This is a genomic window from Streptomyces sp. NPDC012466 (genome assembly GCF_042955215.1).
Classification (GTDB): Bacteria; Actinomycetota; Actinomycetes; order Streptomycetales; family Streptomycetaceae; genus Streptomyces.
Genome location: NZ_JBIBEQ010000008.1, coordinates 186,482 through 207,892, shown reverse-complemented (window position 1 = coordinate 207,892; position 21,411 = coordinate 186,482). Strand labels below are relative to the sequence as shown.

Below are 21,411 nucleotides of genomic sequence, written 5' to 3'. Positions count from 1 at the left end.
AGCGCCACGGCCCTGCCGATCCCCGAGTCGCCACCGGTGATCAACGCGGCTTTGCCCTCCAGCTTTCCGCAGGCCCGGTACCGACTCGCCCGGTAGTGCGGCGACGTGCGCATGTCGGCTTCGAGGCCGGGCCGCTGCTGCTTGTCGGAGTCGTAGGGCGGGGCCGGTTCGGAGACGACCTGGGGTGCGGACTGTTCCTTCTACGGGCTGCACGGCTACCCTTTCGCCGGTTCGTCCACGGCGGGCCGCGCCGGAGCGGACACGCCGTTCGTTCCCGCACCGCGTTCCCAGCACAACGGCAGGCATGTTCATCGCCTTACCGGTGAGCGGAGTCGGCGGTGGACGACTCACTCAGACGCCGAGATCCTCGCTCGTGGGCGGCTTCCTCGTGACACGGCGCGCAGGTTCGGCCGTCGCGCCCCGTCCGGGCGGCTCAGCCGCGTGCGGGCCGTGCGGAGGCGGCGGAGCAACGGGCGGGGCCGGGACCGATGGTGACGGCGTCACGCGTCTCGCTCATGCCGTCCGCTCCGGGGCGATCTCGGCGATCAGGCCCTCGACGAGGGTCCTGATCTCGTCGCGGATCGGCCGGACGGCCTCGACTCCCTGGCCGGCCGGGTCCTCGAGCTTCCAGTCCAGGTAGCGCTTGCCGGGGAAGACGGGGCAGGTGTCACCGCAGCCCATGGTGATGCAGACGTCCGACTCCTTCACCGCGTCCACGGTGAGGACCTTCGGCGTCCGCCCGGAGATGTCGATGCCGACCTCTGCCATGGCCTCGACAGCGGCCGGGTTGACGACACTGCCCGGGTCGGAGCCGGCCGAACGGACCTCGACGCGGTCCCCTGCCAGGTGGGTCAGCCACGCGGCGGCCATCTGGGAGCGTCCGGCGTTGTGGACGCAGACGAACAGGACGGACGGCTTGTCGGCCATGATGATCGTTCTCTCTCGTCGCAGGACGGAACCCAGCCGCCGCTGACTTCAGCCCCCGCTGATATCAGCGGATGGTGATGTGACAGTATCAGCGCATGCTGACTTCAGTCGACGCTGATGTGATCCGGGTGCTGGGTGATCCGCTCCGCCTGCAGATCGTGACCCTGCTGGCGCGCGAGACGCTCTGCACGACGCACCTGGTCGAGGAGACGGGAGCCAAGCAGACGAATCTGTCCAACCACATGAAGGTGCTGCGCGAGGCCGGGCTCGTGGAGACCGAGCCGTGCGGCCGCTTCACCTATTACAGGCTCAAGCCCGAGATCCTGGCCGGCCTGTCCGAGCAGTTCGCCGAGCTGGCCGCCTCCGCCCTTACCGCTGCCGAGAAGAAGAGGGCCTGCCCGTGACCTCCGCCGAGCCCACCACCACCTCCGCCGAAGGCGCCGGCCCGGCCGGGGACGGCTCGATCGTCAAGAAGCTCTCCACCCTCGACCGCTACCTCGCGGTGTGGATCCTGCTCGCCATGGCCGTCGGCCTGGGCCTGGGCCGGCTCGTCCCGGGGATGAACGACGCGCTGGCGAAGATCGAGATCGGCGGGATCTCCCTGCCGATCGCGCTCGGCCTGCTGGTCATGATGTACCCGGTCCTGGCCAAGGTCCGCTACGACCGGCTCGACCGCGTGACCGGCGACACGAAGCTGATGGCCGCCTCGCTGGTCATCAACTGGATCGTCGGCCCGGCGGTCATGTTCGCCCTGGCGTGGATCTTCCTGCCCGACCTGCCCGAGTACCGCACCGGCCTGATCATCGTCGGACTGGCCCGCTGCATCGCCATGGTCATCATCTGGAACGACCTCGCGTGCGGCGACCGCGAGGCCGCCGCCGTGCTCGTCGCGCTGAACTCGGTCTTCCAGGTCCTCGCGTTCGGCCTGCTGGGCTGGTTCTACCTCGACCTGCTGCCCCGTTGGATGAACCTCGGCGACGGCCAGGGGCTGGACGTGTCCGTCTGGCACATCGCCCTGAACGTCATCGTCTTCCTCGGCATCCCGCTGCTCGCCGGCTTCCTCACCCGCCGCATCGGCGAACAGAAGATGGGCCGCACCGCCTACGAGGCGAAGTTCCTGCCCAAGGTCGGCCCGTGGGCGCTGTACGGGCTGTTGTTCACGATCGTCATCCTCTTCGCCCTGCAGGGCAGGACCATCACCTCGCAGCCGCTGGACGTCGCCCGGATCGCGCTGCCGCTGCTGGTCTACTTCGCGATCATGTTCTTCGGCAGCTTCCTCCTCGGCAAGAGCCTGGGTCTCGCCTACGACCGCACGGCGACGCTGGCGTTCACCGCGGCGGGCAACAACTTCGAGCTGGCCATCGCGGTCGCCATCGCCACCTTCGGCGTCACCTCCGGCCAGGCCCTGTCCGGAGTCGTCGGCCCGCTCATCGAAGTCCCGGTCCTCATCGGGCTGGTGTACGTGGCGCTGGCCTGGCGCAGGAACTTCGTCGCCACCTCCGTGACCACGGTCCCGTGACGCGGCACTCGGGCGTGGTGGTGACCGGCGGCGGCCAGGCAGGGCTCGCCGCCGGTTACCACCTGCGCCGCCGAGGCCTATCCTTCGTCATCCTGGACGCCGCCGCGTCGCCGGGCGGGTCCTGGCAGCACTTGTGGGACTCGCTGCACCTCTTCTCCCCGGCGGAGCACTCCTCCCTGCCAGGCCGGCTCATGCCCGCCCGGAGAGGCGAGACGGACCCGGACGCCGGGCACGTGGTGGACTACCTCACCGATTACGAGAAGCGCTACGCCCTGCCCGCGGCTACGAGCGGGTCCGCTCCGTCGCCGCCGCGATCGCCGGCGACCTCGACGCGGCCGACCGCGTGGAACTCACCCTCCCGGAGACCGGAGTATGCGGCGGCGCCGGGCTCTTCGACGCCCCCGACACCGCTCAGGCCGACAGCGGCGGCTGCTGCGCCCCGGCACCGCAGTCCCTCCGGCTCGTGGGCCCCGGCGCGGTCGGGGTGCCTGCCGAGGACGCCCCGGCAGGCGGCTGCTGCGGCTCGTGACCGACCCGGGCAACCCACTCGCGGGGCCGCGACCGGAGCAGGGGACCGGTCGTGGCCCCGCGCCGCCCTGGCCGCCCTGCACACCCTCCGCGCCACGCAGCTCACGAACCGAGGCCTCGCCGACCACGGCCTTCTTAGCGGATCGAGTGCGCCGTCGCCCGCCACTCCTGCGGGACGGATGCGCGCACGACCGATGAGAGCGTCATCCCGATCCGGTCATACCCCAGACACCGGCGCGAACTTGCAGTCCACCCCGAAGGGGATCCGATCCAGACCTACCGCACCACCGGACGCCCGCAGTACGAGCGGCCATGACCCGAAGCATGCGGAAGCCCGGGCCCACCCGGACCGAACGACGCCCCGTCCTTCTGAGCCGTCACCCGACGGGTTCGATGCGGAGAACGGCGGCCTTGCCGAGAATGTCGGCGACCTTCAGGCTCATGGCGTCGTTGATGGTCGCGGCGGGCCCCTCGCCGCAGCTGAGCCGAACACCGCCTCCCCCCTCCGACGACGTGCCGCCCCCGCCGGAACAGCCGGAAACGCTGAATCCCGACCCCGTGAGCTGCGCGACCATCTCGACCTCGCCACCGCCGATCGCCGTCACCTCGATCGGCCCGAGCCCGTACCTTTCCGGCACGGTCACGACGTCCCCCACGGCGACCTTGATCTCGCACGTTCCGTCGGCGCACGGCCCGGTCGGCGAGGGCGACGGTGTGGCAGGCTCCGCGGGATCGGACGCCGATGCCCCGGATCCGGCCCCGCTGGGACGGCCCTGAGAGGACGTTCCGTCAGAAGAACCGGCGGAGCACGACGTGAGTGCCGCGAACACGACAGCGACAACAACGGCGACAATGGCAGCGGATGACACTCCTCTACGCATCATCGTGCCATTGAACCCTGCCGCGGCCGGGGACTTCGTCCCGTTGCCCTGATAGGCAGGCCGCCAAGATGCCCGCAGAGGGCGTTACCTGAACCAGGCGCTGCGCCTGGCCCACCGACCACGCTGGAATCAGACATGAAGATCACGGCCTGCCTCTGAGCGCTACGGGCGATCGTCGACGATCCTTCCGCAGTCACGACACTGGTACATGGGTCGCCTTGCGTCCATGCCGCGCATCCTCTTCACCCGCTGGTGCGGGCGGTGCGTATCGTCGCGCCTCGGATACGGGTCGCCGCCCGCCCCGCCGAGCCCGAGAAGCCTGCCGATCCGGCCGTGTAACCGACCGGGGAATGCGGTCGTCCACACCGGCTACTCCCCTTCGGGCTCCCCCTCTCGCCCGGCTGTCCGTGCGGTGAGGTCCTCGTCCGTGATGGGGCGGACCACCCGGCAGGGAGTTCCGACCGCGACCGTCATCGGGGGGATGTCGCGGCTGACGACACTCCCGGCGCCGATGACGGATCCGTAGCCGATACGGACGCCGGGCAGCACCACCACATTGCTGCCGATCCACACCTTGTCCTCGATCACGATCGGTTCCGAGAACCGCCCGAAGTCAGTGCGTCGCGAGGGATGCACCGGGTGCCCTGTCGTGGTCAGCGTGACGCTGGGCGCGATCATGACACCGTTGCCTATGCGGATGTCCACGTCGTCGACGAACGTGAGGTTCACGTTCCCGAAGAAGTCATCACCGATATGGACGTTGCTGCCGAACCCGGCGTGGAACGGCGGCAGCAGCACGGTGCGTTCACCGACCGAGCCGAAGATGGCCACGAGCAGCGACCGACGCCTCTCCACTTCGCTCGGTGGGGTGTGGTTGTACTCGAAGATCTGCTCGGTGCGCCGCCGAGGGGCCTGGAAGGCCGCTTCCGACTCGGTGTAGACGAGCCCCTTGGCGATCCTGGCCAGGACCTCCTCGTGCGCATGCGTCACAGCGGAACGCTCCTTCGTCACCCCTTCGGGCACCGGCCCGGCGCGCCCCGGTCGACCGCGCGCATCGCGAGCCTACGTGCACCACGACGACACCATGAGCCCTTCCGGACCTTGGCTGACGGCCCGCACGTGTCCCGCAGGGACAACCGGGATCTGTCAGTTGTGTGTGGCCGGGTTTCGGGGGTAGTTGAACGCCTTAGCCGGGTTGCTCAGGACGAGGGTGGCGGTATGGGGTCAGTGGTGCGCGAAAACGAGGATCAGCCGTTGGGCAGTCTTCTCCGGTCCTCGATCGCACTGGAGAGCGGCGAGCGGATCGGTGAAGCACGGGATGCGGCCCGCCGTTTCATGACCGAGGTGCAGGCCGTTCACGGGATCCCTGTCTCGGAACGTGCGATGGGCATGGCGCAGCTGGTGGTCAGCGAACTGGTGACCAACGCGCACAAGTACGCCCCCGGCCCGTGCCTGCTCGATCTGGAGATCTGCGACGGCGCCGTGGAAATCAGCGTCTGGGACAGTGATCCCGCCCTGCCGGTGCCCCAGGAGGCCGATCCGCACCGGGTCGGCAAACACGGCCTGGAGATCGTGATGGCCGTGTGCCGCAGCTTCGAGATCCGCCGCGAGCCGGTCGGCAAACGTGTGAAAGCCACCATCGTGCTGGCCGACGATCCCGGCGGGCACCCGGCGGGCCGGCTGATGTGAGCGACCCGGTCGACCCCGGCGGACCAAGAGCCACCGCCGCGAGCGGTGGCGCCTTACCCGTCCGACGGGTAAGGCGCCACCGTCGTCTCTAGCCCTTCGGCAGCTCGGCCCACACGAGCGCGGCCATGACATCGGCCTCGTCCTGCGGCGTTCCCGCCTTCACCAGGATGATCCCGCGGGACTGGTCCGGGAACGTGACCTCCCGCATCTCCGTACCCAGCGGGCGCGTCGGCTCGTCCGACATGGCGGCCTCCCTTCGATGGCTGCCGCCCACGCTATGGGGACGACAGGCAGAAGACGGGGACCTCCCACCGGACGGATCACCCGCCGTGTCATGGACGACCCTCTCCTGCGTCAGAGCCGGCGAAGGAGTTTCCCCGTTCGGCGGCATGTCGGTTCACCTGATGAACGACGACGGGGGCCACAGGCGTGGTGTCAGGCCGGCTCGGAGCCGCCGAGCATCGCGGAAGCCCGCTGGAGCGGATCGACGATCCTCGCGGGTGCGGCCTTGGGAAGGGTGCGGCAGGTGAAGCCGAGTTGCGTCATGGCCCGCAGCACCTCGCCCGCGCTGAAGTCGCGGGGGTCCTGGCGAGTGATCACCTGGCCGACCTGCTTGGCGGGGTAGTGCCGCCGCCCGACGATGACGGAGGCGCCGACGATCGGCTCGGGCTTGACGCCCTTCATCGTTTCCAGCACGCCGTTCTTGGTCAGGTCGAACGGAAAACGGGCGATGACGCAGCGCATGATGCCTCACAGGGAGAAGGAGGGAAGGGAGAGGGGCCGGAGCCGGCCGCGGGTCAGGCGGGTCAGGCGGGTCAGGCGGGTCAGTGTGAGAGGGCGAGCACGCCCAGGGCGTTGCCGTGTTCGTCGACCACGGGCAGGGCCCCGAGCCGCCGGTGGCGCATCGTGCGCTCGGCGTCGGCGATGGTGGTCAGCGGCGTCGCGAAGGACTCGTCGTCCCCGACGATGTCGCGCAGGCGAACCCGGTCGCTGTATCCGAGGCCGTCGCAGACGGCGGTCAGCCGGGCATGGGTGACCATGCCGGTGCACTGGCCGTCCTCGTCACAGACGACGAGGTGACCCGAGCGGGCGGCTGCCATGACGGACAGCGCCACCTCCACGGTCATGTCGTCCCAGACCTGCGGGCCGGCCGCCTCCATGGCGTCGGCCACCGTCCTGTGCGGCAGATCGGCGTTGATCGCGTGGTGCTGCGTTCGGGTCGGCGTCAAGAGGTGCCTCCTGGGGGCGTCGGCTTCCTGATCTGGACGGTTCTACGCTGCCGCGACCCCGGTGGACCGCTGTGCGGACGCACGCCGTGCTGCGGAGGCGGGGCTGCGCCGACCGCGGGTGGCGGCGCGGCGCTTGGGGCGTTCGACGACCGGTGCGGCGATGACGACGGGGACGCCGGAGGGCGTCCGGGAGCCGGTGATGCGGTGCAGGGCTTCATCGCCGGCGCGGACCTGGGTGATCTGCGGGACGATGCCGGCGGTGGCCATGAGGCGGGCCATGGCGCGGCGCTGATGCGGAATGACGAGGGTGACGACACGGCCGGACTCACCGGCGCGGGCCGTGCGGCCACCGCGGTGGAGGTAGTCCTTGTGGTCGGTCGGGGGATCGACGTTGACGACGAGGTCGAGGTGGTCGACATGGATGCCGCGTGCGGCGACGTTCGTGGCGACCAACACGCTGACGTGTCCGCTCTTGAACTGCGTCAGCGTGCGGGTGCGCTGCGGCTGCGACTTCCCGCCGTGCAGGGCGGCGGCCCGCACCCCACTGGCCAGAAGGTGTTCGGTGAGGCGGTCGACGGCGTGCTTGGTGTCGAGGAACATGAGCACCCGGCCGTCGCGTGCGGCGATCTCGGTGCTGGCCGCGTGCTTGTCGGCGCCGTGGACGTGGAGCACGTGGTGCTCCATCGTCGTGACCGCGCCGGCGGACGGATCGACGGAGTGTACGACCGGGTCGCTCAGGTAACGGCGCACCAGCAGGTCGACGTTGCGGTCGAGCGTGGCGGAGAACAACATGCGCTGCCCTTCCGGGCGCACCTGGTCGAGGAGGGCGGTGACCTGGGGCATGAAGCCCATGTCGGCCATCTGGTCCGCCTCGTCGAGCACGGTGGCGCTGACCTGGTCCAGTCGGCAGTCACCGCGCTCGATGAGGTCCTTGAGACGTCCCGGGGTGGCGACGACGACCTCGACACCGCCGCGCAGCGCGCTCGCCTGGCGGCCGATCGACACGCCGCCCACGACCGTGGCCAGACGTAGCTTCAGCGCTCGGGCGTACGGCGTGAGCGCGTCGGTGACCTGCTGCGCCAGTTCTCGTGTCGGCACGAGGACCAGCCCCAGCGGCTGCCGGGGCTCGGCACGCCGCCGAGCCGTGCGGGCGAGCAGGGCCAGCCCGAACGCGAGGGTCTTGCCGGAACCGGTACGCCCCCGGCCGAGGACGTCGCGTCCGGCGAGGGAGTTCGGAAGGGTCGCACCCTGGATCGGGAACGGCACGGTCACGCCCTGCCGGCCGAGCTCGGCCAGCAACTCCGTGGGCATGTCGAGATCGGCGAAGTTCGCCGCGGCGGGCATCCCCGGGGTGATCGTCGTGGGGAGGGCGAACTCGCCCTGCGCCGGGGCGGGACGGCGGCCAGGGGCACCGGCGCGGACCGGGCGGCGGCTCGGAGCTGCGGTGGCGAAGCGTCCGCTGCTTTTCCCGGGGGTGGCACCTTCGCCACGGGTATGGGTGAAGCGGTCATTCGTGCGTGTGCGGTTCATGCGGAACCTTCCTCGATGCGGCGCAGTCAAGGAATTTCCGCAGCGATGAGCACGGAGAAACGCAAGAATGACCGAACTGCGTAATCGAAACCGAGTGGTCCTCGGTAACGGCGTGTCTCCGATTCCGGGGTGACCGGTAAGGGAGCGCGGTGAAAAGCACGCAGCTGGGGCCCGCACCCCGAAGGATGCGGGCCCCAGCTGCACGTACGCGACAGTCAGCGTCAGGCGGGAACGATGTTCTCGGCCTGCGGACCCTTCTGGCCCTGCGTGATGTCGAAGTTCACCTTCTGGCCCTCCAGCAGCTCGCGGAAGCCCTGGGCGGCGATGTTCGAGTAGTGGGCGAACACGTCAGCGCCGCCACCCTCCTGCTCGATGAAGCCGAAGCCCTTTTCCGCGTTGAACCACTTCACGGTACCAGTAGCCATGTCAATCTCCTTTGGGGCAGTGCATCGGTGCCCGCACTGTACGGACACCGTGTCGCCGCGATGATGACCCCGCCCGGAAAAAGACCGGAAAACAAATGCGCTTCCAGCGGCCCGAAGGCCGGTCAGGAGCATGTGAAATTCGGGAACCACAACTGCAACTGACAACGACAGTAGCACGCCGAAACGGCCCGAGTACATGTAAAGATCGCCGCCGGATCAATGCCGCAATAAAGCTGCCCGCCCGGTTCGTCAAATTCTGACCCGGCGGACACAGATATTGAAGCGCGCGGAGGACTTCCACGGGGACGAATCGCCCGGCCGTGCACCCTGCTGGTGCGCCCCGGGCCCTGATGGGCACGGGTCCGGATCTGCGAGGCACGGCTGAGCGAGAGCGGGCGGGGGCCTGAAGGGAGCCGCGCGGGCGCGGGCGCCGCGGACGGGCCCGACGGGGGCACGTGCTGGGCGTGAGCGGGTCGAGGCCCGAGCCGGAGGGCTGCTCCACACGGTGCCCGCGCCGTGCGTCTGCCCCGTCTCAGCCGCCTCGCGCCACGCGAATCCCCCCGCCCGCGGCCGTAGGGGCCGGGCCGTTCGGCCAGGGCTGCCGCCAGGGCCAGGGCCGGTTCGTCCTCATGATGCCGCCCGCACAGCCCCGTGCGCGGGCACCGGCACCCGGACGGAGTCCATGACGAAGCCGCTGCGGACGCGGGCCGGCATGCGGTTCAGCGGGATACGCAAGTCCTGTTCGGGCACGTCGTACTCCAGGCGGGCCAGCCGTGGCCCGAGGGCCCGCAACAGCGCGATCGTGACGTCCTCACCGGGACAGCGGTGACCGGTGCCGCGGTCGCCGCCTCCCTGCGGAATCAGTTCATCGCCCTCGGGCGGCCGCGCCAGGAAGCGCTGCGGTTCGAAGGCGTACGGATCGCTCCAGAGGCCGGGGTCGTGGTTCTGCCCGTAGAGGTCGAGCAGAACCAGCGTGCCGGACCGGATCGGTTCGCCCTGCCAGTCGAGGTCGGTGACGGCCCGGCCGCCGACGAAGGGTGCGAAGGGGTAGAAGCGCCGCAGCTCGTGGGCGAATGCCACGGCGTAGGCGGGGTCGTCGCCGAGCAGGCGTTCCCGAAGGTCCGGCCTGCGGCGCAGCGCGTGACCGGCGTAGGTGACGAACCAGCACACGGCGACGGTCGGGCGGATGACGTTGAGCAGTTCGACCGCGGCCGTGTGCGGGTCGAGGAGCCTGCCGTCGGCGTCCCGGTGCCGGACGATCCCTTCCAGTACCGACCCGGCCGGCGCCGCGACGGCGCCCGCCCGTACGTCCTCGACCAGACGTCCCAGCCAGGCTTCGCAGCGGGCCCGGGCCCGGCGGGCCCGCCAGTGGCGCGGCCCGGGCGTGGCGAAACCGTCGACCATGGCGACCAGGTCCCGGGCCAGCGGGCCGGCGTCCTCGACGACGACTCCGGCCCACTGGCACACGCCCCTGGTGAGCACGCGGCTCGTCTCGTCGAACAGCACGACCCGACGGCCGCACCACGACTCCACCGCCTCGTCCCACTCCGCCGCGACGCGGTCCACCAGACCGGCGACCGCCTCCGCCCCGGTCAGGAGGGACAGGAACATCTCCTTGCGCACGCTGTGGTCCCGCCCGTCCAGGGTGTGCACGGCTCCGTGCCCGAACAGCGTGCTCAGCACCGGCCCGGGCAGCGCTGTCCGGCGCTCCACATGCCGCTCGTCGTAGAAGAACCGCACCGCCTCAGGGCCGTGCAGGACGACCGCCTGCCGTCCCATGAGCCGAGTGCGCACGAGTGGGGCGTCGGTGCGGCGCCTCCGGTCGGGCAGCCATGCGTATCCCTTGGCCAGGAGAGCGAGTGAGCTGTCAGCGATCGGTGGACGACTCTGATTCATGGCGCGGCGAGTGCCCGCCGGCACCGGCCGGAAACGCAGTCCCTACCGGGGTGCGGCCCGGTGGAGCCGTGCGTCATGGCCACGGCATGACGGTCGCCGGAGCGCTGCTCACCCGGCATACGGCAACCTCCTGGAGGATGTCGACGACGGTTCACCGGAGAACACTGTGCCGCAGGTCAGGACCCGCGCCGCGCCCTGTGTGACGCCAAAGCCATGCTGGAGGTGGGCGAGGTCCTCGAACCCGGCGCACCGGGCTCGTTCATCGGCTGCGGCCGCTGCCGGTACTGCACCCACGACCTGCGGTCCCTGTGCGACGGCACGCACACCAACCCGGGCATCGGTCAGGTCCTGTTCCGCGCCGACACCGGCGGCCTCTTCGGCCGCTCGCACACCATGGGCGGACTGCGCGGCACCCACACCGAGTACGTGCGCGTCCCCTTCGCCGGCCACGGTGCCTTCTCCGTCCCGCACAGCGAGCAGCACCTACGCCGAAGGGCCGCCAGGACACCCCTGGCGGCCCTTCGGTCGGTGGGGCCGCAGCAGAGCGGCTGAGGCCGGTCAGCCGGACTCGGCGCTGATCCGAACGGCTCCATGCCCTGTCATCAAGGGTGCTCCGGACGCTGGTCCGGCGGCACGCCTCCGCCTTCGCCACCGCCCTTGTTGCCCTTGTCCTGGCCATGGGCCTGGCCGCCTTCGGTCCGGTCCTGCCCGGCCTTGAGGTCGGCGCTCTCCTGCGGTGTCGCGCCGCCCTTGTTGCTGCGTCGCTGTTCCGGCTGCTGTGGATTCGACATCTGCGGTCACCCCGCTCTCGTCATGGGTCTGTCGCAGCGACGGGTTCCCTCGGGCGCGGAACCCACGCGCCCTCCTGTTCCCAGCCCTCAGTCACGCCCCCCTCGTACAGTTGAGTGACGGGAATCCCCTCACCCCTCGCACCGATCCATACGGAAGAGCACTCATGCACCACCCGTCCGGCAGCCCGGACGACGACTCCGGCGCACTGTTCGGGCTCGACGCCCTCGCCCCTGGACCCGCCGTGACCGACCAGCGGCCGTCCTTCCGCACCTCCGCCACGGCCCGCCGTCTGCTGCCCGTGCGTGAGATCTACGCCGAGCCCGCCGCTGCCGCGTCCCCGCGGGGGAGGCAGGTGAGGGCCCGGTTCCCCGACGCGCGGGTGACGATGGTGGAGTCCCACTGGCGCGTCCCCGGGCTGCACGGCAACGAGGGGAACATCGAGCGCTGGGTGCGCATCAAGGGGGAGACGCTGGTCCTGGGTGAGAAGAAGACCCTCACCACACGCCCCAACGGCCGGTCGGCGGACTGGATCGCTCCCGGCACCTCCAACGGCTGCGCCATGGCCTGCGCCTACTGCTATGTGCCCCGGCGCAAGGGGTACGCCAACCCCGTCACCGTCTTCACCAACATCGACCGGATCATCGCCCGGCTCGCCCGGCACGTGGCACGGCAGGGCCGCAAGCCCGAGCCGAACCAGTGCGACGCGAAGGCGTGGGTGTACGACATCGGGGAGAACGGCGACTGCTCGGTGGACGCGCTGATCTGCGACAACACCGCGGATCTTGTGCACGCGTTCCGGCAGTGGCCCACGGCCAAGGCGTCCTTCGCCACCAAGTTCGTCAATCCCGACCTGCTGTCCCTCGACCCGCGGGGCCGCACCCGCATCCGCTTCTCGCTCATGCCGCCGGACGACGCCCGGCTGCTCGATGTGCGCACCTCGCCCGTCGCGGAGCGTATCGGCGCCGCGGCGGACTTCCTGGACGCGGGGTACGAGGTCCACTTCAACCTCTCCCCCGTGGTCGTCCGCCCCGGCTGGCAAGAGGCCTGGGCCGAGCTGCTCGTCCACCTCGACGACGTCCTGCCCCAACGGGTGAAGCGGCAGGCCGCCGCCGAGGTGATCATGCTCACCCACAACCGGGAGCTGCACGAGGTCAACCTCGGCTGGCACCCCCGCGCCGAGGAGGTGCTGTGGCGGCCGGAACTCCAGCAGGCCAAGCGCTCCGAGAACGGTGCCCTGAACCTCCGCTACCGCAACACGGTCAAGGGTGAGGCGGTGCAGACCCTGCGCACCCTGATCGACCGCCACGCGCCGTGGCTGCGCGTGCGTTATGCCTTCTGAGCGCCGGGAGGACCCCGCATCGGTGAGCGCTTCAGGGATCTGCCGGACCTGCCCGACGAGAGCGGTCGCGCGGCCGGACAGAGCAAGCTCGCCGAGCGCGTGAGCGTGGTCCCGGCCGATGCTGAGGGAGCTCCTGCCCTGCGACCCTCCCGGGACCCTCATGCCACTCATGCCCCTCCCCCGCCCGCGCGCCCGTATCCGTACCGGTGCCCGTCCGCGTCCGCGCCTCCTGCGTCTGTCCCTCGTGGCCCTGCTCGGCGCCTCCTGCCTCGGCGGGCTGCTCCTCGCCCCGTCTGCGGGCGCCGTTGCCGGCGGCTCCGGCGGCAGCGGTGAAGACGCCCTGCAACGGCAGCTCGAAGAGCTCGTCGCCACGCCCGGAGGGCCACCAGGGGTGATCGCCGTACTGCGCCGGGGCCGCGCGCCGCGTGTTCTGCGCGCCGGTGTCGCAGACCTGGAGACCGGCCGCCCGATCGAGCCGACCGACCACATGCGGATCGCCAGTACGGCGAAGGCGTTCAGCGGCGCCGTGGCATTGCGTCTGGTGCAGGAGGGCGCGCTCGGCCTCGACAGCACCCTCGGCCGTACGCTGCCCCGGCTACCACGCGCCTGGCGCTCGGTCACTCTGCGGCAGTTGCTGAACCACACCAGCGGGCTGCCCGACTACAGCGAGGACCCCGATTTCCTAAAACTGCTGCAGGAAAACCCGCGCCGCACCTTCGACCCCCGGCGGCTGCTGGACTTCGTCGCGGACGAACCGCTGCGCTTCCGCCCCGGGTCGCGCTACAGGTACTCCAACTCCGACAACATCGCCGTCGCGCTGATGGCGGAGGCCGCGACCCGGTGGCCGTACGAGGAACTCCTGCGCCGGATCGTCTACCGGCCGCTCGGCCTGCGCGACACGAGCCTTCCCCTGGGCTACGAGATGCCGGAACCGTACATGCACGGTTACGCCGTCGAGCCGCCCGCACCGCCGGAGGACGTCAGTGAGGCGCTCAGCGCATCCGGCGTGTGGGCCTCGGGCGGGATCGTCTCCACTCCGCGGGACATGACGCGCTTCATCCGCGGTTACGCGGCCGGACGGCTGACGTCGGGGGCCGTTCTGCGCGAGCAGCGCCGCTGGAGCGAGGGCGCTTCCGAACCGGCCGGCCCCGGCCGCAACAGGGCTGGGCTCGGCATCTTCCGCTACGACACCCGCTGCGGGACCGTACTCGGCCACACCGGCAACTTCCCGGGCTACACCCAGCTGATCGCCGCGACCCCCGACGGCCGCGACTCCCTCACCTTCTCGCTCACCACGCAGGTGAACAGGACACTCGACCCGGCCCTCCTGGAACAGCTCCGCGCGGTCGAGGAGCACGCGGTGTGCACTCTGCTCGGCGGGCAGCGCCGCTGAGCGGACGCCGGGCCCGGCGACGCGCGGGCAAGGGTGCGCCGCGTGCGCGTCACGGCGGCCCGGCGTCGACGGTGCCTGCCGTGGCGCGTCGCGGACCGGGCCCTCCGCGCCGCCGCGCGGGGGCCCGGGAGTGCGCCGCCTCCCGTATCCCTCGCGTCGGCAGGCACTCGAACGGGACGTCGTCCCGAACCCTCACCCATCGTTCGGGGCCACCTCGTACGCCGGATGCACCCACGGGGCAGCCGGTGTCCGGGGGCGCGGAGAGGGCATCGCCCGAATGCGGGTGATGCGAGCAGCCACCGACAGGGCATGCAGTCCTACATGAGTGATCACCACGAGAGACCCGACGCTGCCCACCGCCGCCCGCCCGGCATGACCGACACCACCGTGCGAGCCCTGGGTGCCCTGTCCAAGGCTCTGGAGACGACCGAGCGCGCGCGAGGCCACCTGTACGCCTTCCACCAACTGACAGGCGGGGCCGACTTCGAGCTGGACCGCGCGGTGGACCTTCTGAACGAGGCCGGACACCCCGAATGGGCGGAACGGATCCGGCACGACATCCTCGGCCGAAATGCCATTCCGGGGCACTGGACCTTCCAGATCATCGAGGCCTACAACGACACGTACTACGAGCCGTTCAAGGCCGCGGAAAGGGAGGCACGTCAGGAACTGGCCGGCGGAAAGGACCACCTGTACGAGGCCGAGCTGAAGGAAGAGCGCCGCACCGGTGGACACCCCGACCACACGGCCCGGCCCGGTACGTCCTCGTAGGGCCACGCCACCGGATGGCCCATATCACCGGTTCACGCCCTTTACAGACATAACCTGCGCGGTATGAACAAATGCCATATCGCATACCTGTCGTGCGCGGCTGCGCTGCTCGGGACGGGCCTCGGCGCCGTTCCGTCGACCGCCGCCCACACGCTCCATCTGGTGAGACCCGGGCAATCGATCCAGAAGGCGGTGGACGCCGCCCGGCCGGGAGACACCGTGCTGCTGGCGTACGGCACCCACCGCGGAAGCGTCACCGTGACCACGCCCGGACTCACCCTGCGCGGCATGGGGCACGGCACGGTGCTCCGGCCCGAGGCGGGCACGAGCGCCGCCCGCAGCGGATCGGGCGCCGGGCAGGCCGCCGACAGCTGCGCCGCGGCCGGGAACGGCATCTGCGTCACGGGCACGAAGGACCGCACCGTCGACGGCGTCACCATCGCCTCCCTGACGGTGACCGGCTTCCGCAAGACCGGCGTGCACGCCCACGCGGCCGACGGGCTGACCGTGCGGAACGTCACCGCGGTCGGGAACGGGGTGTGGGGCATCGCCTCGGAGCGCTCGGCCCGTGGTGTGTTCCGCGGCAACACCGCCCGGGACAACGGCGACGCCGGCCTCTTCCTCGCCAACACGGTGACGGAGGAGGAGGGCGCCACGGACACCGGGGGCACGGTGGTGGAGCGCAACCGGCTGGAGGGCAACCGGATCGGCGTCACCGTCCGCCGGCTGCGCAACCTGACCGTCGCGGGCAACCACCTCACCGGCAACTGCGCGGGGGTCTTCGTCGTCGGCGACGAGAACAAGCCGAAGGCAGGCCTGGTGACCGTGCGCGAGAACCGCATCGAGCGCAACAACAAGTCCTGCCCGAAGACCGCCCGGCTGGACGCCCTGCAGGGATCGGGCATCGTCCTGACGGGCACCGAGGACAACCTGATCACCCGCAACGTGATCCGGGACAACATCGGTTCGTCCCCGCTGTCGGGCGGCGTCGTCGTGTTCAAGAGCTTCGTCGGCACGACCAGCGAGCGGAACCGGATCAGCGACAACCTGCTGCAGGGCAACTCCCCGGCGGACCTGGTCAACACCGACCCCGGCAAGGGCAACACGTTCCAGGGCAATTCCTGCCTGTCGTCCCAGCCCGCCGGCCTGTGCTGAACGCCCACCGTCGAGCTTCGCGAACCTGAGGGTCCGCACGACCGTGCGGAAACCCTCGTGCTTCACATGACCCACGTGGAATGCAAGTAGAAAGGCGGCACATGACGACCACTCAGCCCGCTCCTCCGCCGTCCATGCGGCTGCGGGAGCTCGCGTTCGGGGCGGCCTGTGCCGCCGCCCTCCGCGCGGCCGCCCGGCTGGGCGTCGCCGACGCCCTCGGTGACAGTCCGATGGCCGTGGAGGACATCGCGGCCACGGTGAAGACCGAACCCGGCCCGTTGCGACGGCTCCTGCGGGCCCTGTCCTGTTACGGCGTGTTCACCGAACGCCCGGACGGGACGTTCGCGCACACGGACGTCTCCCGGCTGCTGCGCGAGGACGACCCCAACAGCCTGCGCGCCATCTCGCTGTGGTGCACCGAGCCGTGGACCTGGGACGTCTGGCCGAAGCTGGACGAGGCGGTGCGCACCGGCCGCAACGTGGTGGAGGACCTGTACGGCAAGGAGTTCTTCCCCTACCTGAACGAGGACGCCCCTGAGTCGGCCGACGTCTTCAACCGCGCCATGACGACCTCCAGCGTGCAGTCGGCTCGCGACGTCGCGGAATTCCTCGACCTGACGGGGTACGCGTCGGTCGCCGACATCGGCGGCGGCCAGGGGCACGTGGTGGCGAGCCTGCTGGACAAGTACCCGGACATGCACGGGACGCTGCTCGACCTCCCCCGGGTGGTGGAGAACGCCGTGCCGCGACTGCGCGCGGGCGGCGACCTCGCGGACCGTGCGCACGTGGTCCCCGGCGACGTCCGGACGGCCGTCCCGGTGAAGGCCGACGTCTACGTCATCAAGAACATCCTGGAGTGGGACGACGAGAGCACAGCCCGCACCCTGCGCAACGTCCGCGAGGCCGGCGGCCCCGGGACGCGGGTGGTGGTCATCGAGAACCTCGTCGACGACTCGCCCTCGATGCGGTTCAGCACCGCGATGGACCTGCTGCTGCTCCTCAACGTCGGCGGGGCGAAGCACACGACCCAGAGCATGGTGGACCGGCTCACCGAGGCGGGCCTGGTCATCGACGACATCAGCCCGGTGAACCCGTATCTGCACGCGTTCGACTGCCACATCCCCGGCTGATCGGACCGCGTCCCGCGGGACCCGGTGATCCCGGGGCTCCCGATGCGGGCAGAGCGACGGCCGCCGGGTCCGCGACGCTGCGGACCCGGCGGCCGTCGAGTGCCGGCGGTGGTCAGCCGGCCGGCTCGCGCTCCCAGAGGTAGAAGCGCTGTGCCATGGCGTCCTTCGGGGAACGCCAGGTGTCGGGGTCGTACGCGCTGACGTACGCGGACAGCCGCTCGCTGACGTCCCGGAACTCGGGATGCCCGGTGATCCTGGCGATGGCGGGCCCGGGCTCGCGCTCGGACTCGATCAGGTGCATGTACACATCGCCGAACTGGAAGAGACTGCGCCGGGTCACGCCGACGAGGTGCGGCAGTTCCCCGCGGTCGGACTCCTCGAACACCTTGGCGATGTCGGGCGCCGATCCCGGTGCCATCCGGGCGACGATCAGAGCTTGGTGCATGGGGCTGTTCTCCGTCCGGCTCAGTCGGTCAGACCGGGGCTCGCACCGCGCTCGGCGGCGATCTTCTCGATACGGTCGCGGATCAGGCCCATCTGCACCTTGGAGTTCCGGTTGATGTTGTCCGTCATCCACTCGTCGTCGACCGGCGCATCCGGCTTCATCGCGAAGTCCTGCGTCCAGACCATGCGCGTGCCGGCCGGTACCTCCTCGTACCGCCAGTGGATGTCCATGTGGGCGAAGGGACCCGTCTCGACCCGGCGGGCCTTGACGGTGAGTGTCTCGCGGTCCGGCTCACGCTCGGAGACCCAGCTCCACACGGTGCCGTTCTCGTCCGGGTGCATCGTCAGCCGGAAGGTCGTCCTGCGGCCCTCCCGGGAGAGGATCTCGACGGAGGCGTACTCGCTGAACAGCTGCGGCCAGTTCTCCAGGTCGTTGGTCACGTCCCAGACCAGGTCCACGGGTGCCGCGATGGTGATCTCGTTCTGTGTGTGTCCGGCCATCTCATGCTCCTGCCATAAGCGCACTGTTGACGAGGTCGAGGAACTGCCGGGGCGTCTTGGAGCGTTCGGCGTCGGTGGGCATCGGCGTGCCGTACCGGTTCTCCAGCTCGCCCACGATGCCCAGCAGGCCCAGTGAGTCGACACCCATGGATTCGAAGGCCGCCCCGTCGCGGCGGAGTTCCTCCGGGGTGACGTTGGCACCGGCGCACTTCTTCATGAGTTCGGCCAGCTCTTCCACAGTGATGCGGTCCGTCATGCCATTCCCTTCCTTCGTTGTTCCGCGGCGCCTCACGACGAGGCGTCGGTGGCGCCGTGCCGCAGCACCAGCGCCGAGTTCGACCCCATGAGTCCGCGGCTCAGCACCAGCGCCGTGCGTACCTCGGCGGTACGGGCCCGGCCGGTCACGAGGTCGAGGTCGTGGCAGATGTCGAAGACGTTGGGGGTGGGCGGGATCAGGCCGTGCTCCATCGACAGCACCGCCGCCGCGGTGTCCATCAGCGGCGCCGCGCAGTAGCCCCGGCCGATCCCGGTCTTCGGCGCCGTGACGGGTACACGGGTGCCATGGGCCCCGAGCGCATCGGCGATGGCCAGGGCCTCGGCACGGTCCGCCTCCGGCACGCCGAGGGCGTCGGCGAAGACCACGTCGATCTCCTCGGGGGCGCAGTCGGCCTCCGCGAGAGCTCCCCGGACGGCCTGGGCGAGCCCTTCCCTGGACTCCTCCCAGCGGGAGGCGCCCGTGAAGGTCGCGGCGTGCCCGGCCAGGTGGGCCCGCACCCGCGCGCCCCGTTCCCGGGCCATGCTCTGCGCCTCCACCACGACCATGGCTCCGCCCTCCGCGGGCACGAACCCGCAGGCCGCGGACGTGAACGGGCGGTAGGCGCAGGCCGGGTCGTCGAGCGTGCTGAGTTCCTCGTAGCCGAGTTGGCAGACGACCGAGTAGGGCGCGATCGGTGCCTCGGTCGCCCCGGCCACGATCACATCGGTGCCGCGCCGCACGGCGCGCGCCGCGTGGGCGAGGGCGTCCAGGCCGCCGGCCTCGTCGGCGGCGACGACCGAGCAGGGGCCCTTGAAGCCGCGGCGGATGGAGATCTGGCCCGTGCTGGCGGCGTAGAACCAGGCGATGGACTGGTAGGGGCCGACGAAGCGGCTGCCCTTGCCCCACAACTGCTGGAGCTCACGCTGCCCGAACTCACCGCCGCCGGAGCCGGCCGCGGTGACCACGCCGACGGAGTACGGAGCGCCGTCGGTCTCGGACCGGTGGAGCTGGGCATCGTCCAGCGCGAGGTCGGCCGCACCCATCGCGAAGTGTGTGAACCGGTCGGTCTGGACCAGGAAGCGTTCCTCGATCGCTGCCGACGGATCGAAGTCGCGCACCTGGCCCGCGACCCGCAGCGGCAGATGCTCGCAGCCCTCCCGCGTGACCCGGTCCAGGACGTTGATGCCTTCCCTGGTGGACTTCCAGAAGGTCTCGGTACTGGCTCCGTTGGGCGCGATCACACCGATTCCCGTGACCACCGCGCGCCCTGGGCGAGGTTCGCTCATCGTGTCTTCTCCCTCGGCCGGTTCATGACCACCGCGGACTGGAAGCCGCCGAATCCGCTGCCCACCGAGAGCACGCTGTCGAGCTTGCGCTCGCGGGCGACGCGCGGGACGTAGTCCAGGTCGCACTCGGGGTCGGGTGTCTGGTAGTTCGCGGTCGGCGGTACCACCTGGTGGGTCAGGGCCAGCACACAGGCGACGAGTTCGATCGCTCCGATGGCGCCCAGGGAGTGGCCCACCATCGACTTGATGGAACTCATGGGCGTCTCGTAGGCGTGCAGGCCCAGCACCCGCTTCACCGCGGCCGTCTCATGGCGGTCGTTCTGCTTGGTGCCCGACCCGTGCGCGTTGACGTAGTCGATCGCGGTGGGGTCGAGTCGTGCGTGGTCGAGGGCGTCCTCGATGGCGCGGGCCATCTCCAGGCCCTCGCTGGTGAGGCCGGTCATGTGGTAGGCGTTGCCGAACGTGGCGTAGCCGCCGAGCTCGCAGTACACATGGGCGCCGCGGGCCCTGGCGTGCTCGAGCTCCTCCAGGACGAGCACCGCGCCGCCCTCGCCCATGACGAACCCGTCGCGGTCGGCGTCGAAGGGACGCGAGGCGTGCGCCGGGTCGTCGTTGTTCGAGGAGGTGGCTTTGATCGCGTCGAAGCAGGCCATGGTGATCGGGGAGATCGGCGAGTCCGAGGCGCCGGCGATGCAGACGTCGGCCCGGCCCTCCTCCACGGTGTGGAAGGCGTACCCGACCGCGTCGAGCCCGGACGTGCAGCCCGTGGAGACGGTCTGCACCGGGCCACGCGCTCCGAACCGCTCCGCCACGGTGGAGGCGAGGGTGCTGGGTGTGAACGCGCGCTGCAGGTGCGGGCCCGCTTCCCGATGGTCCACGTCCCAGCGCTGCCCGCCGTGGCTGACCAGGACGTAGTCGTTCTCCAGCCGGGTCGTGCCGCCGACCGCGGTGCCCAGCGAGACGCCGACACGCCACGGGTCCTCGGCGCCGAGGTCGAGACCTGCGTCCCGCACCGCTTCGTCCCCCGCGACCAGGGCGAACTGGATGTAGCGGTCGCACCGTTCCACGTCCCGCACATCCAGGCCGTGGGCCACGGGGTCGAAGTCGCACTCGGCGGCGATCCGCGAACGCAGCCCTGACGGGTCGAAGAACGTGATGGCCCGTGTCGCCGTGCGCCCGGCCGACAGGAGGTCCCAGAAGGCCGGCACGCCTATACCGCCGGGAGCGACGATGCCTATGCCGGTGACCACCACCCGCCTCGTCATGACCGGACCTGACGTCGCTCGGCCGCCTCCGCTCCCACCACCGCGGCCTCGGCTTCCGTCTCCTCGGTGTCGACGTGGCCCAGCGGCGGGCTCGGGGCCAGGGGGCCGAGGTGGAAGACCAGCCGGGCCTCCACCTTGCCGACGTTGCGGAAGCGGTGGCGCATGTTGACGGGAATCAGCAACCCCTGCTCGGGCTGGAGGGGATGCGGCTCCCCGTCCAGGTCCACCTCGAGCTGTCCGCACACCACGTACACGAACTCCTCGGAGTACGGGTGGTAGTGCTCACCGATGCGGTCACCGGGTTCGATGAGGGCCACGCCCATGAATCCACTGGTGGCTCCCACCGCGGCCGGAGTGAGCATGGCGCGCAGGTCACCGCCTCGCCGGCGGTTGGGCTCGACGTCGCTCAGGCTCACGATGTTGGGACGAGATGTGATCACGCGTTCCTCCGTTGG

The 21,411-nt window shown here is 70.6% G+C and carries 25 protein-coding genes and 2 pseudogenes; 11 read left to right on the top strand and 16 right to left on the bottom strand.

What is annotated here, in order from left to right; genetic code table 11:
• Positions 1 to 513 precede the first annotated feature (513 nt).
• The gene (locus ACFY9E_RS28550; RefSeq protein ID WP_390988725.1) at positions 514 to 927 is read right to left on the bottom strand and encodes an arsenate reductase ArsC; all 414 of its coding nucleotides are present in this window, start codon (positions 925 to 927) and stop codon (positions 514 to 516) included.
• Between the two features lie 95 nt (positions 928 to 1,022).
• On the opposite strand from ACFY9E_RS28550, the gene ACFY9E_RS28545 reads away from it, so the two are divergent.
• The 4 genes and pseudogenes from ACFY9E_RS28545 to ACFY9E_RS28530 all read left to right on the top strand — a co-directional run.
• A complete protein-coding gene (locus ACFY9E_RS28545; RefSeq protein WP_390988724.1) occupies positions 1,023 to 1,331 on the top strand; it encodes a metalloregulator ArsR/SmtB family transcription factor in 309 nt (102 codons plus the stop codon).
• Positions 1,328 to 2,446, top strand: a complete 1,119-nt coding sequence (gene arsB, locus ACFY9E_RS28540) for an ACR3 family arsenite efflux transporter (protein ID WP_390988722.1) — start codon at positions 1,328 to 1,330, stop codon at positions 2,444 to 2,446. Before ACFY9E_RS28545 ends, arsB begins: the two co-directional genes overlap by 4 nt.
• Positions 2,443 to 2,724 (top strand): annotated as a pseudogene (locus ACFY9E_RS28535) (NAD(P)-binding protein); the annotation flags it as partial. The gene arsB and the pseudogene ACFY9E_RS28535, both read left to right, overlap by 4 nt.
• A 2-nt stretch (positions 2,725 to 2,726) precedes the next feature.
• Positions 2,727 to 2,975, top strand: a pseudogene (locus ACFY9E_RS28530) (flavoprotein); the annotation flags it as partial.
• A 376-nt stretch (positions 2,976 to 3,351) separates the two neighbouring features.
• On the opposite strand, the gene ACFY9E_RS28525 reads toward ACFY9E_RS28530, so the two are convergent.
• Together ACFY9E_RS28525 and ACFY9E_RS28520 are read right to left on the bottom strand one after the other, a co-directional pair.
• A complete protein-coding gene (locus ACFY9E_RS28525; protein WP_390988721.1) occupies positions 3,352 to 3,618 on the bottom strand; it encodes a hypothetical protein in 267 nt (88 codons plus the stop codon).
• A gap of 606 nt (positions 3,619 to 4,224) precedes the next feature.
• Positions 4,225 to 4,845 (bottom strand): DapH/DapD/GlmU-related protein, encoded by a 621-nt coding sequence (locus tag ACFY9E_RS28520; RefSeq protein ID WP_390988719.1) that lies wholly within the window; start codon positions 4,843 to 4,845, stop codon positions 4,225 to 4,227.
• Between the two features lie 240 nt (positions 4,846 to 5,085).
• Here ACFY9E_RS28520 and ACFY9E_RS28515 point away from each other — a divergent pair, with 240 nt between their 5' ends.
• Positions 5,086 to 5,544 carry an ATP-binding protein gene (locus ACFY9E_RS28515; RefSeq protein WP_390988717.1) on the top strand — a complete coding sequence of 153 codons (459 nt, stop codon included), beginning with the start codon at positions 5,086 to 5,088 and terminating at the stop codon, positions 5,542 to 5,544.
• Positions 5,545 to 5,632: 88 nt separating this feature from the next.
• Here the strand turns inward: ACFY9E_RS28515 and ACFY9E_RS28510 are convergent, their stop codons facing one another.
• The 6 genes from ACFY9E_RS28510 to ACFY9E_RS28485 all read right to left on the bottom strand — a co-directional run bounded on the left by ACFY9E_RS28510 (position 5,633) and on the right by ACFY9E_RS28485 (position 10,624).
• Positions 5,633 to 5,788, bottom strand: coding sequence for a hypothetical protein (locus tag ACFY9E_RS28510; protein WP_390988715.1), 156 nt, complete (start codon positions 5,786 to 5,788; stop codon positions 5,633 to 5,635).
• A 191-nt stretch (positions 5,789 to 5,979) separates the two neighbouring features.
• Positions 5,980 to 6,288, bottom strand: coding sequence for an SCO5918 family protein (locus ACFY9E_RS28505; protein ID WP_390988713.1), 309 nt, complete (start codon positions 6,286 to 6,288; stop codon positions 5,980 to 5,982).
• A gap of 80 nt (positions 6,289 to 6,368) precedes the next feature.
• On the bottom strand, positions 6,369 to 6,773 hold the full coding sequence (locus tag ACFY9E_RS28500; protein WP_390988712.1) for a CBS domain-containing protein: 405 nt from the start codon (positions 6,771 to 6,773) through the stop codon (positions 6,369 to 6,371).
• A gap of 42 nt (positions 6,774 to 6,815) precedes the next feature.
• On the bottom strand, positions 6,816 to 8,303 hold the full coding sequence (locus tag ACFY9E_RS28495; protein WP_390988710.1) for a DEAD/DEAH box helicase: 1,488 nt from the start codon (positions 8,301 to 8,303) through the stop codon (positions 6,816 to 6,818).
• A 221-nt stretch (positions 8,304 to 8,524) separates the two neighbouring features.
• The gene (locus tag ACFY9E_RS28490) at positions 8,525 to 8,728 is read right to left on the bottom strand and encodes a cold-shock protein (RefSeq protein WP_283974026.1); all 204 of its coding nucleotides are present in this window, start codon (positions 8,726 to 8,728) and stop codon (positions 8,525 to 8,527) included.
• Positions 8,729 to 9,355: 627 nt separating this feature from the next.
• The gene (locus ACFY9E_RS28485; RefSeq protein WP_390988708.1) at positions 9,356 to 10,624 is read right to left on the bottom strand and encodes a cytochrome P450; all 1,269 of its coding nucleotides are present in this window, start codon (positions 10,622 to 10,624) and stop codon (positions 9,356 to 9,358) included.
• 213 nt (positions 10,625 to 10,837) lie between these two features.
• On the opposite strand from ACFY9E_RS28485, the gene ACFY9E_RS28480 reads away from it, so the two are divergent.
• The gene (locus ACFY9E_RS28480; RefSeq protein WP_390988706.1) at positions 10,838 to 11,176 is read left to right on the top strand and encodes a hypothetical protein; all 339 of its coding nucleotides are present in this window, start codon (positions 10,838 to 10,840) and stop codon (positions 11,174 to 11,176) included.
• Between the two features lie 50 nt (positions 11,177 to 11,226).
• On the opposite strand, the gene ACFY9E_RS28475 is transcribed toward ACFY9E_RS28480, so the two are convergent.
• On the bottom strand, positions 11,227 to 11,415 hold the full coding sequence (locus ACFY9E_RS28475) for a hypothetical protein (protein ID WP_390988704.1): 189 nt from the start codon (positions 11,413 to 11,415) through the stop codon (positions 11,227 to 11,229).
• Between the two features lie 164 nt (positions 11,416 to 11,579).
• On the opposite strand from ACFY9E_RS28475, the gene ACFY9E_RS28470 reads away from it, so the two are divergent.
• From ACFY9E_RS28470 to ACFY9E_RS28450, 5 genes are all read left to right on the top strand, one after another.
• Complete coding sequence (locus tag ACFY9E_RS28470) at positions 11,580 to 12,755, top strand: spore photoproduct lyase family protein (RefSeq protein WP_390988703.1); 1,176 nt, start codon at positions 11,580 to 11,582, stop codon at positions 12,753 to 12,755.
• A 160-nt stretch (positions 12,756 to 12,915) separates the two neighbouring features.
• A complete protein-coding gene (locus ACFY9E_RS28465; RefSeq protein WP_390988701.1) occupies positions 12,916 to 14,148 on the top strand; it encodes a serine hydrolase in 1,233 nt (410 codons plus the stop codon).
• Between the two features lie 321 nt (positions 14,149 to 14,469).
• Entirely contained in the window at positions 14,470 to 14,919 is a 450-nt protein-coding gene (locus tag ACFY9E_RS28460) for a hypothetical protein (RefSeq protein ID WP_390988699.1), read from the top strand.
• A 63-nt stretch (positions 14,920 to 14,982) separates the two neighbouring features.
• The gene (locus ACFY9E_RS28455; RefSeq protein WP_390988698.1) at positions 14,983 to 16,074 is read left to right on the top strand and encodes a right-handed parallel beta-helix repeat-containing protein; all 1,092 of its coding nucleotides are present in this window, start codon (positions 14,983 to 14,985) and stop codon (positions 16,072 to 16,074) included.
• Between the two features lie 101 nt (positions 16,075 to 16,175).
• Entirely contained in the window at positions 16,176 to 17,204 is a 1,029-nt protein-coding gene (locus ACFY9E_RS28450; RefSeq protein WP_390988696.1) for a methyltransferase, read from the top strand.
• Positions 17,205 to 17,316: 112 nt separating this feature from the next.
• On the opposite strand, the gene ACFY9E_RS28445 is transcribed toward ACFY9E_RS28450, so the two are convergent.
• Genes ACFY9E_RS28445 through ACFY9E_RS28420 form a run of 6 tightly spaced genes read right to left on the bottom strand, consistent with a single transcriptional unit; the run spans position 17,317 to position 21,396 of the window.
• Entirely contained in the window at positions 17,317 to 17,649 is a 333-nt protein-coding gene (locus ACFY9E_RS28445; protein ID WP_352116988.1) for a TcmI family type II polyketide cyclase, read from the bottom strand.
• Between the two features lie 20 nt (positions 17,650 to 17,669).
• Positions 17,670 to 18,149, bottom strand: coding sequence for an SRPBCC family protein (locus ACFY9E_RS28440; protein WP_390988694.1), 480 nt, complete (start codon positions 18,147 to 18,149; stop codon positions 17,670 to 17,672).
• A 1-nt stretch (position 18,150) separates the two neighbouring features.
• Positions 18,151 to 18,405 (bottom strand): phosphopantetheine-binding protein, encoded by a 255-nt coding sequence (locus ACFY9E_RS28435; RefSeq protein ID WP_390988693.1) that lies wholly within the window; start codon positions 18,403 to 18,405, stop codon positions 18,151 to 18,153.
• Between the two features lie 32 nt (positions 18,406 to 18,437).
• Positions 18,438 to 19,691: a beta-ketoacyl synthase N-terminal-like domain-containing protein gene (locus ACFY9E_RS28430; protein WP_390988692.1), complete on the bottom strand. Its 1,254-nt coding sequence runs from the start codon at positions 19,689 to 19,691 to the stop codon at positions 18,438 to 18,440.
• Complete coding sequence (locus tag ACFY9E_RS28425; RefSeq protein ID WP_390988690.1) at positions 19,688 to 20,956, bottom strand: beta-ketoacyl-ACP synthase II; 1,269 nt, start codon at positions 20,954 to 20,956, stop codon at positions 19,688 to 19,690. Before ACFY9E_RS28425 ends, ACFY9E_RS28430 begins: the two co-directional genes overlap by 4 nt.
• The gene (locus tag ACFY9E_RS28420; RefSeq protein ID WP_352116983.1) at positions 20,953 to 21,396 is read right to left on the bottom strand and encodes a cupin domain-containing protein; all 444 of its coding nucleotides are present in this window, start codon (positions 21,394 to 21,396) and stop codon (positions 20,953 to 20,955) included. Before ACFY9E_RS28420 ends, ACFY9E_RS28425 begins: the two co-directional genes overlap by 4 nt.
• Between the last annotated feature and the right edge of the window lie 15 nt (positions 21,397 to 21,411).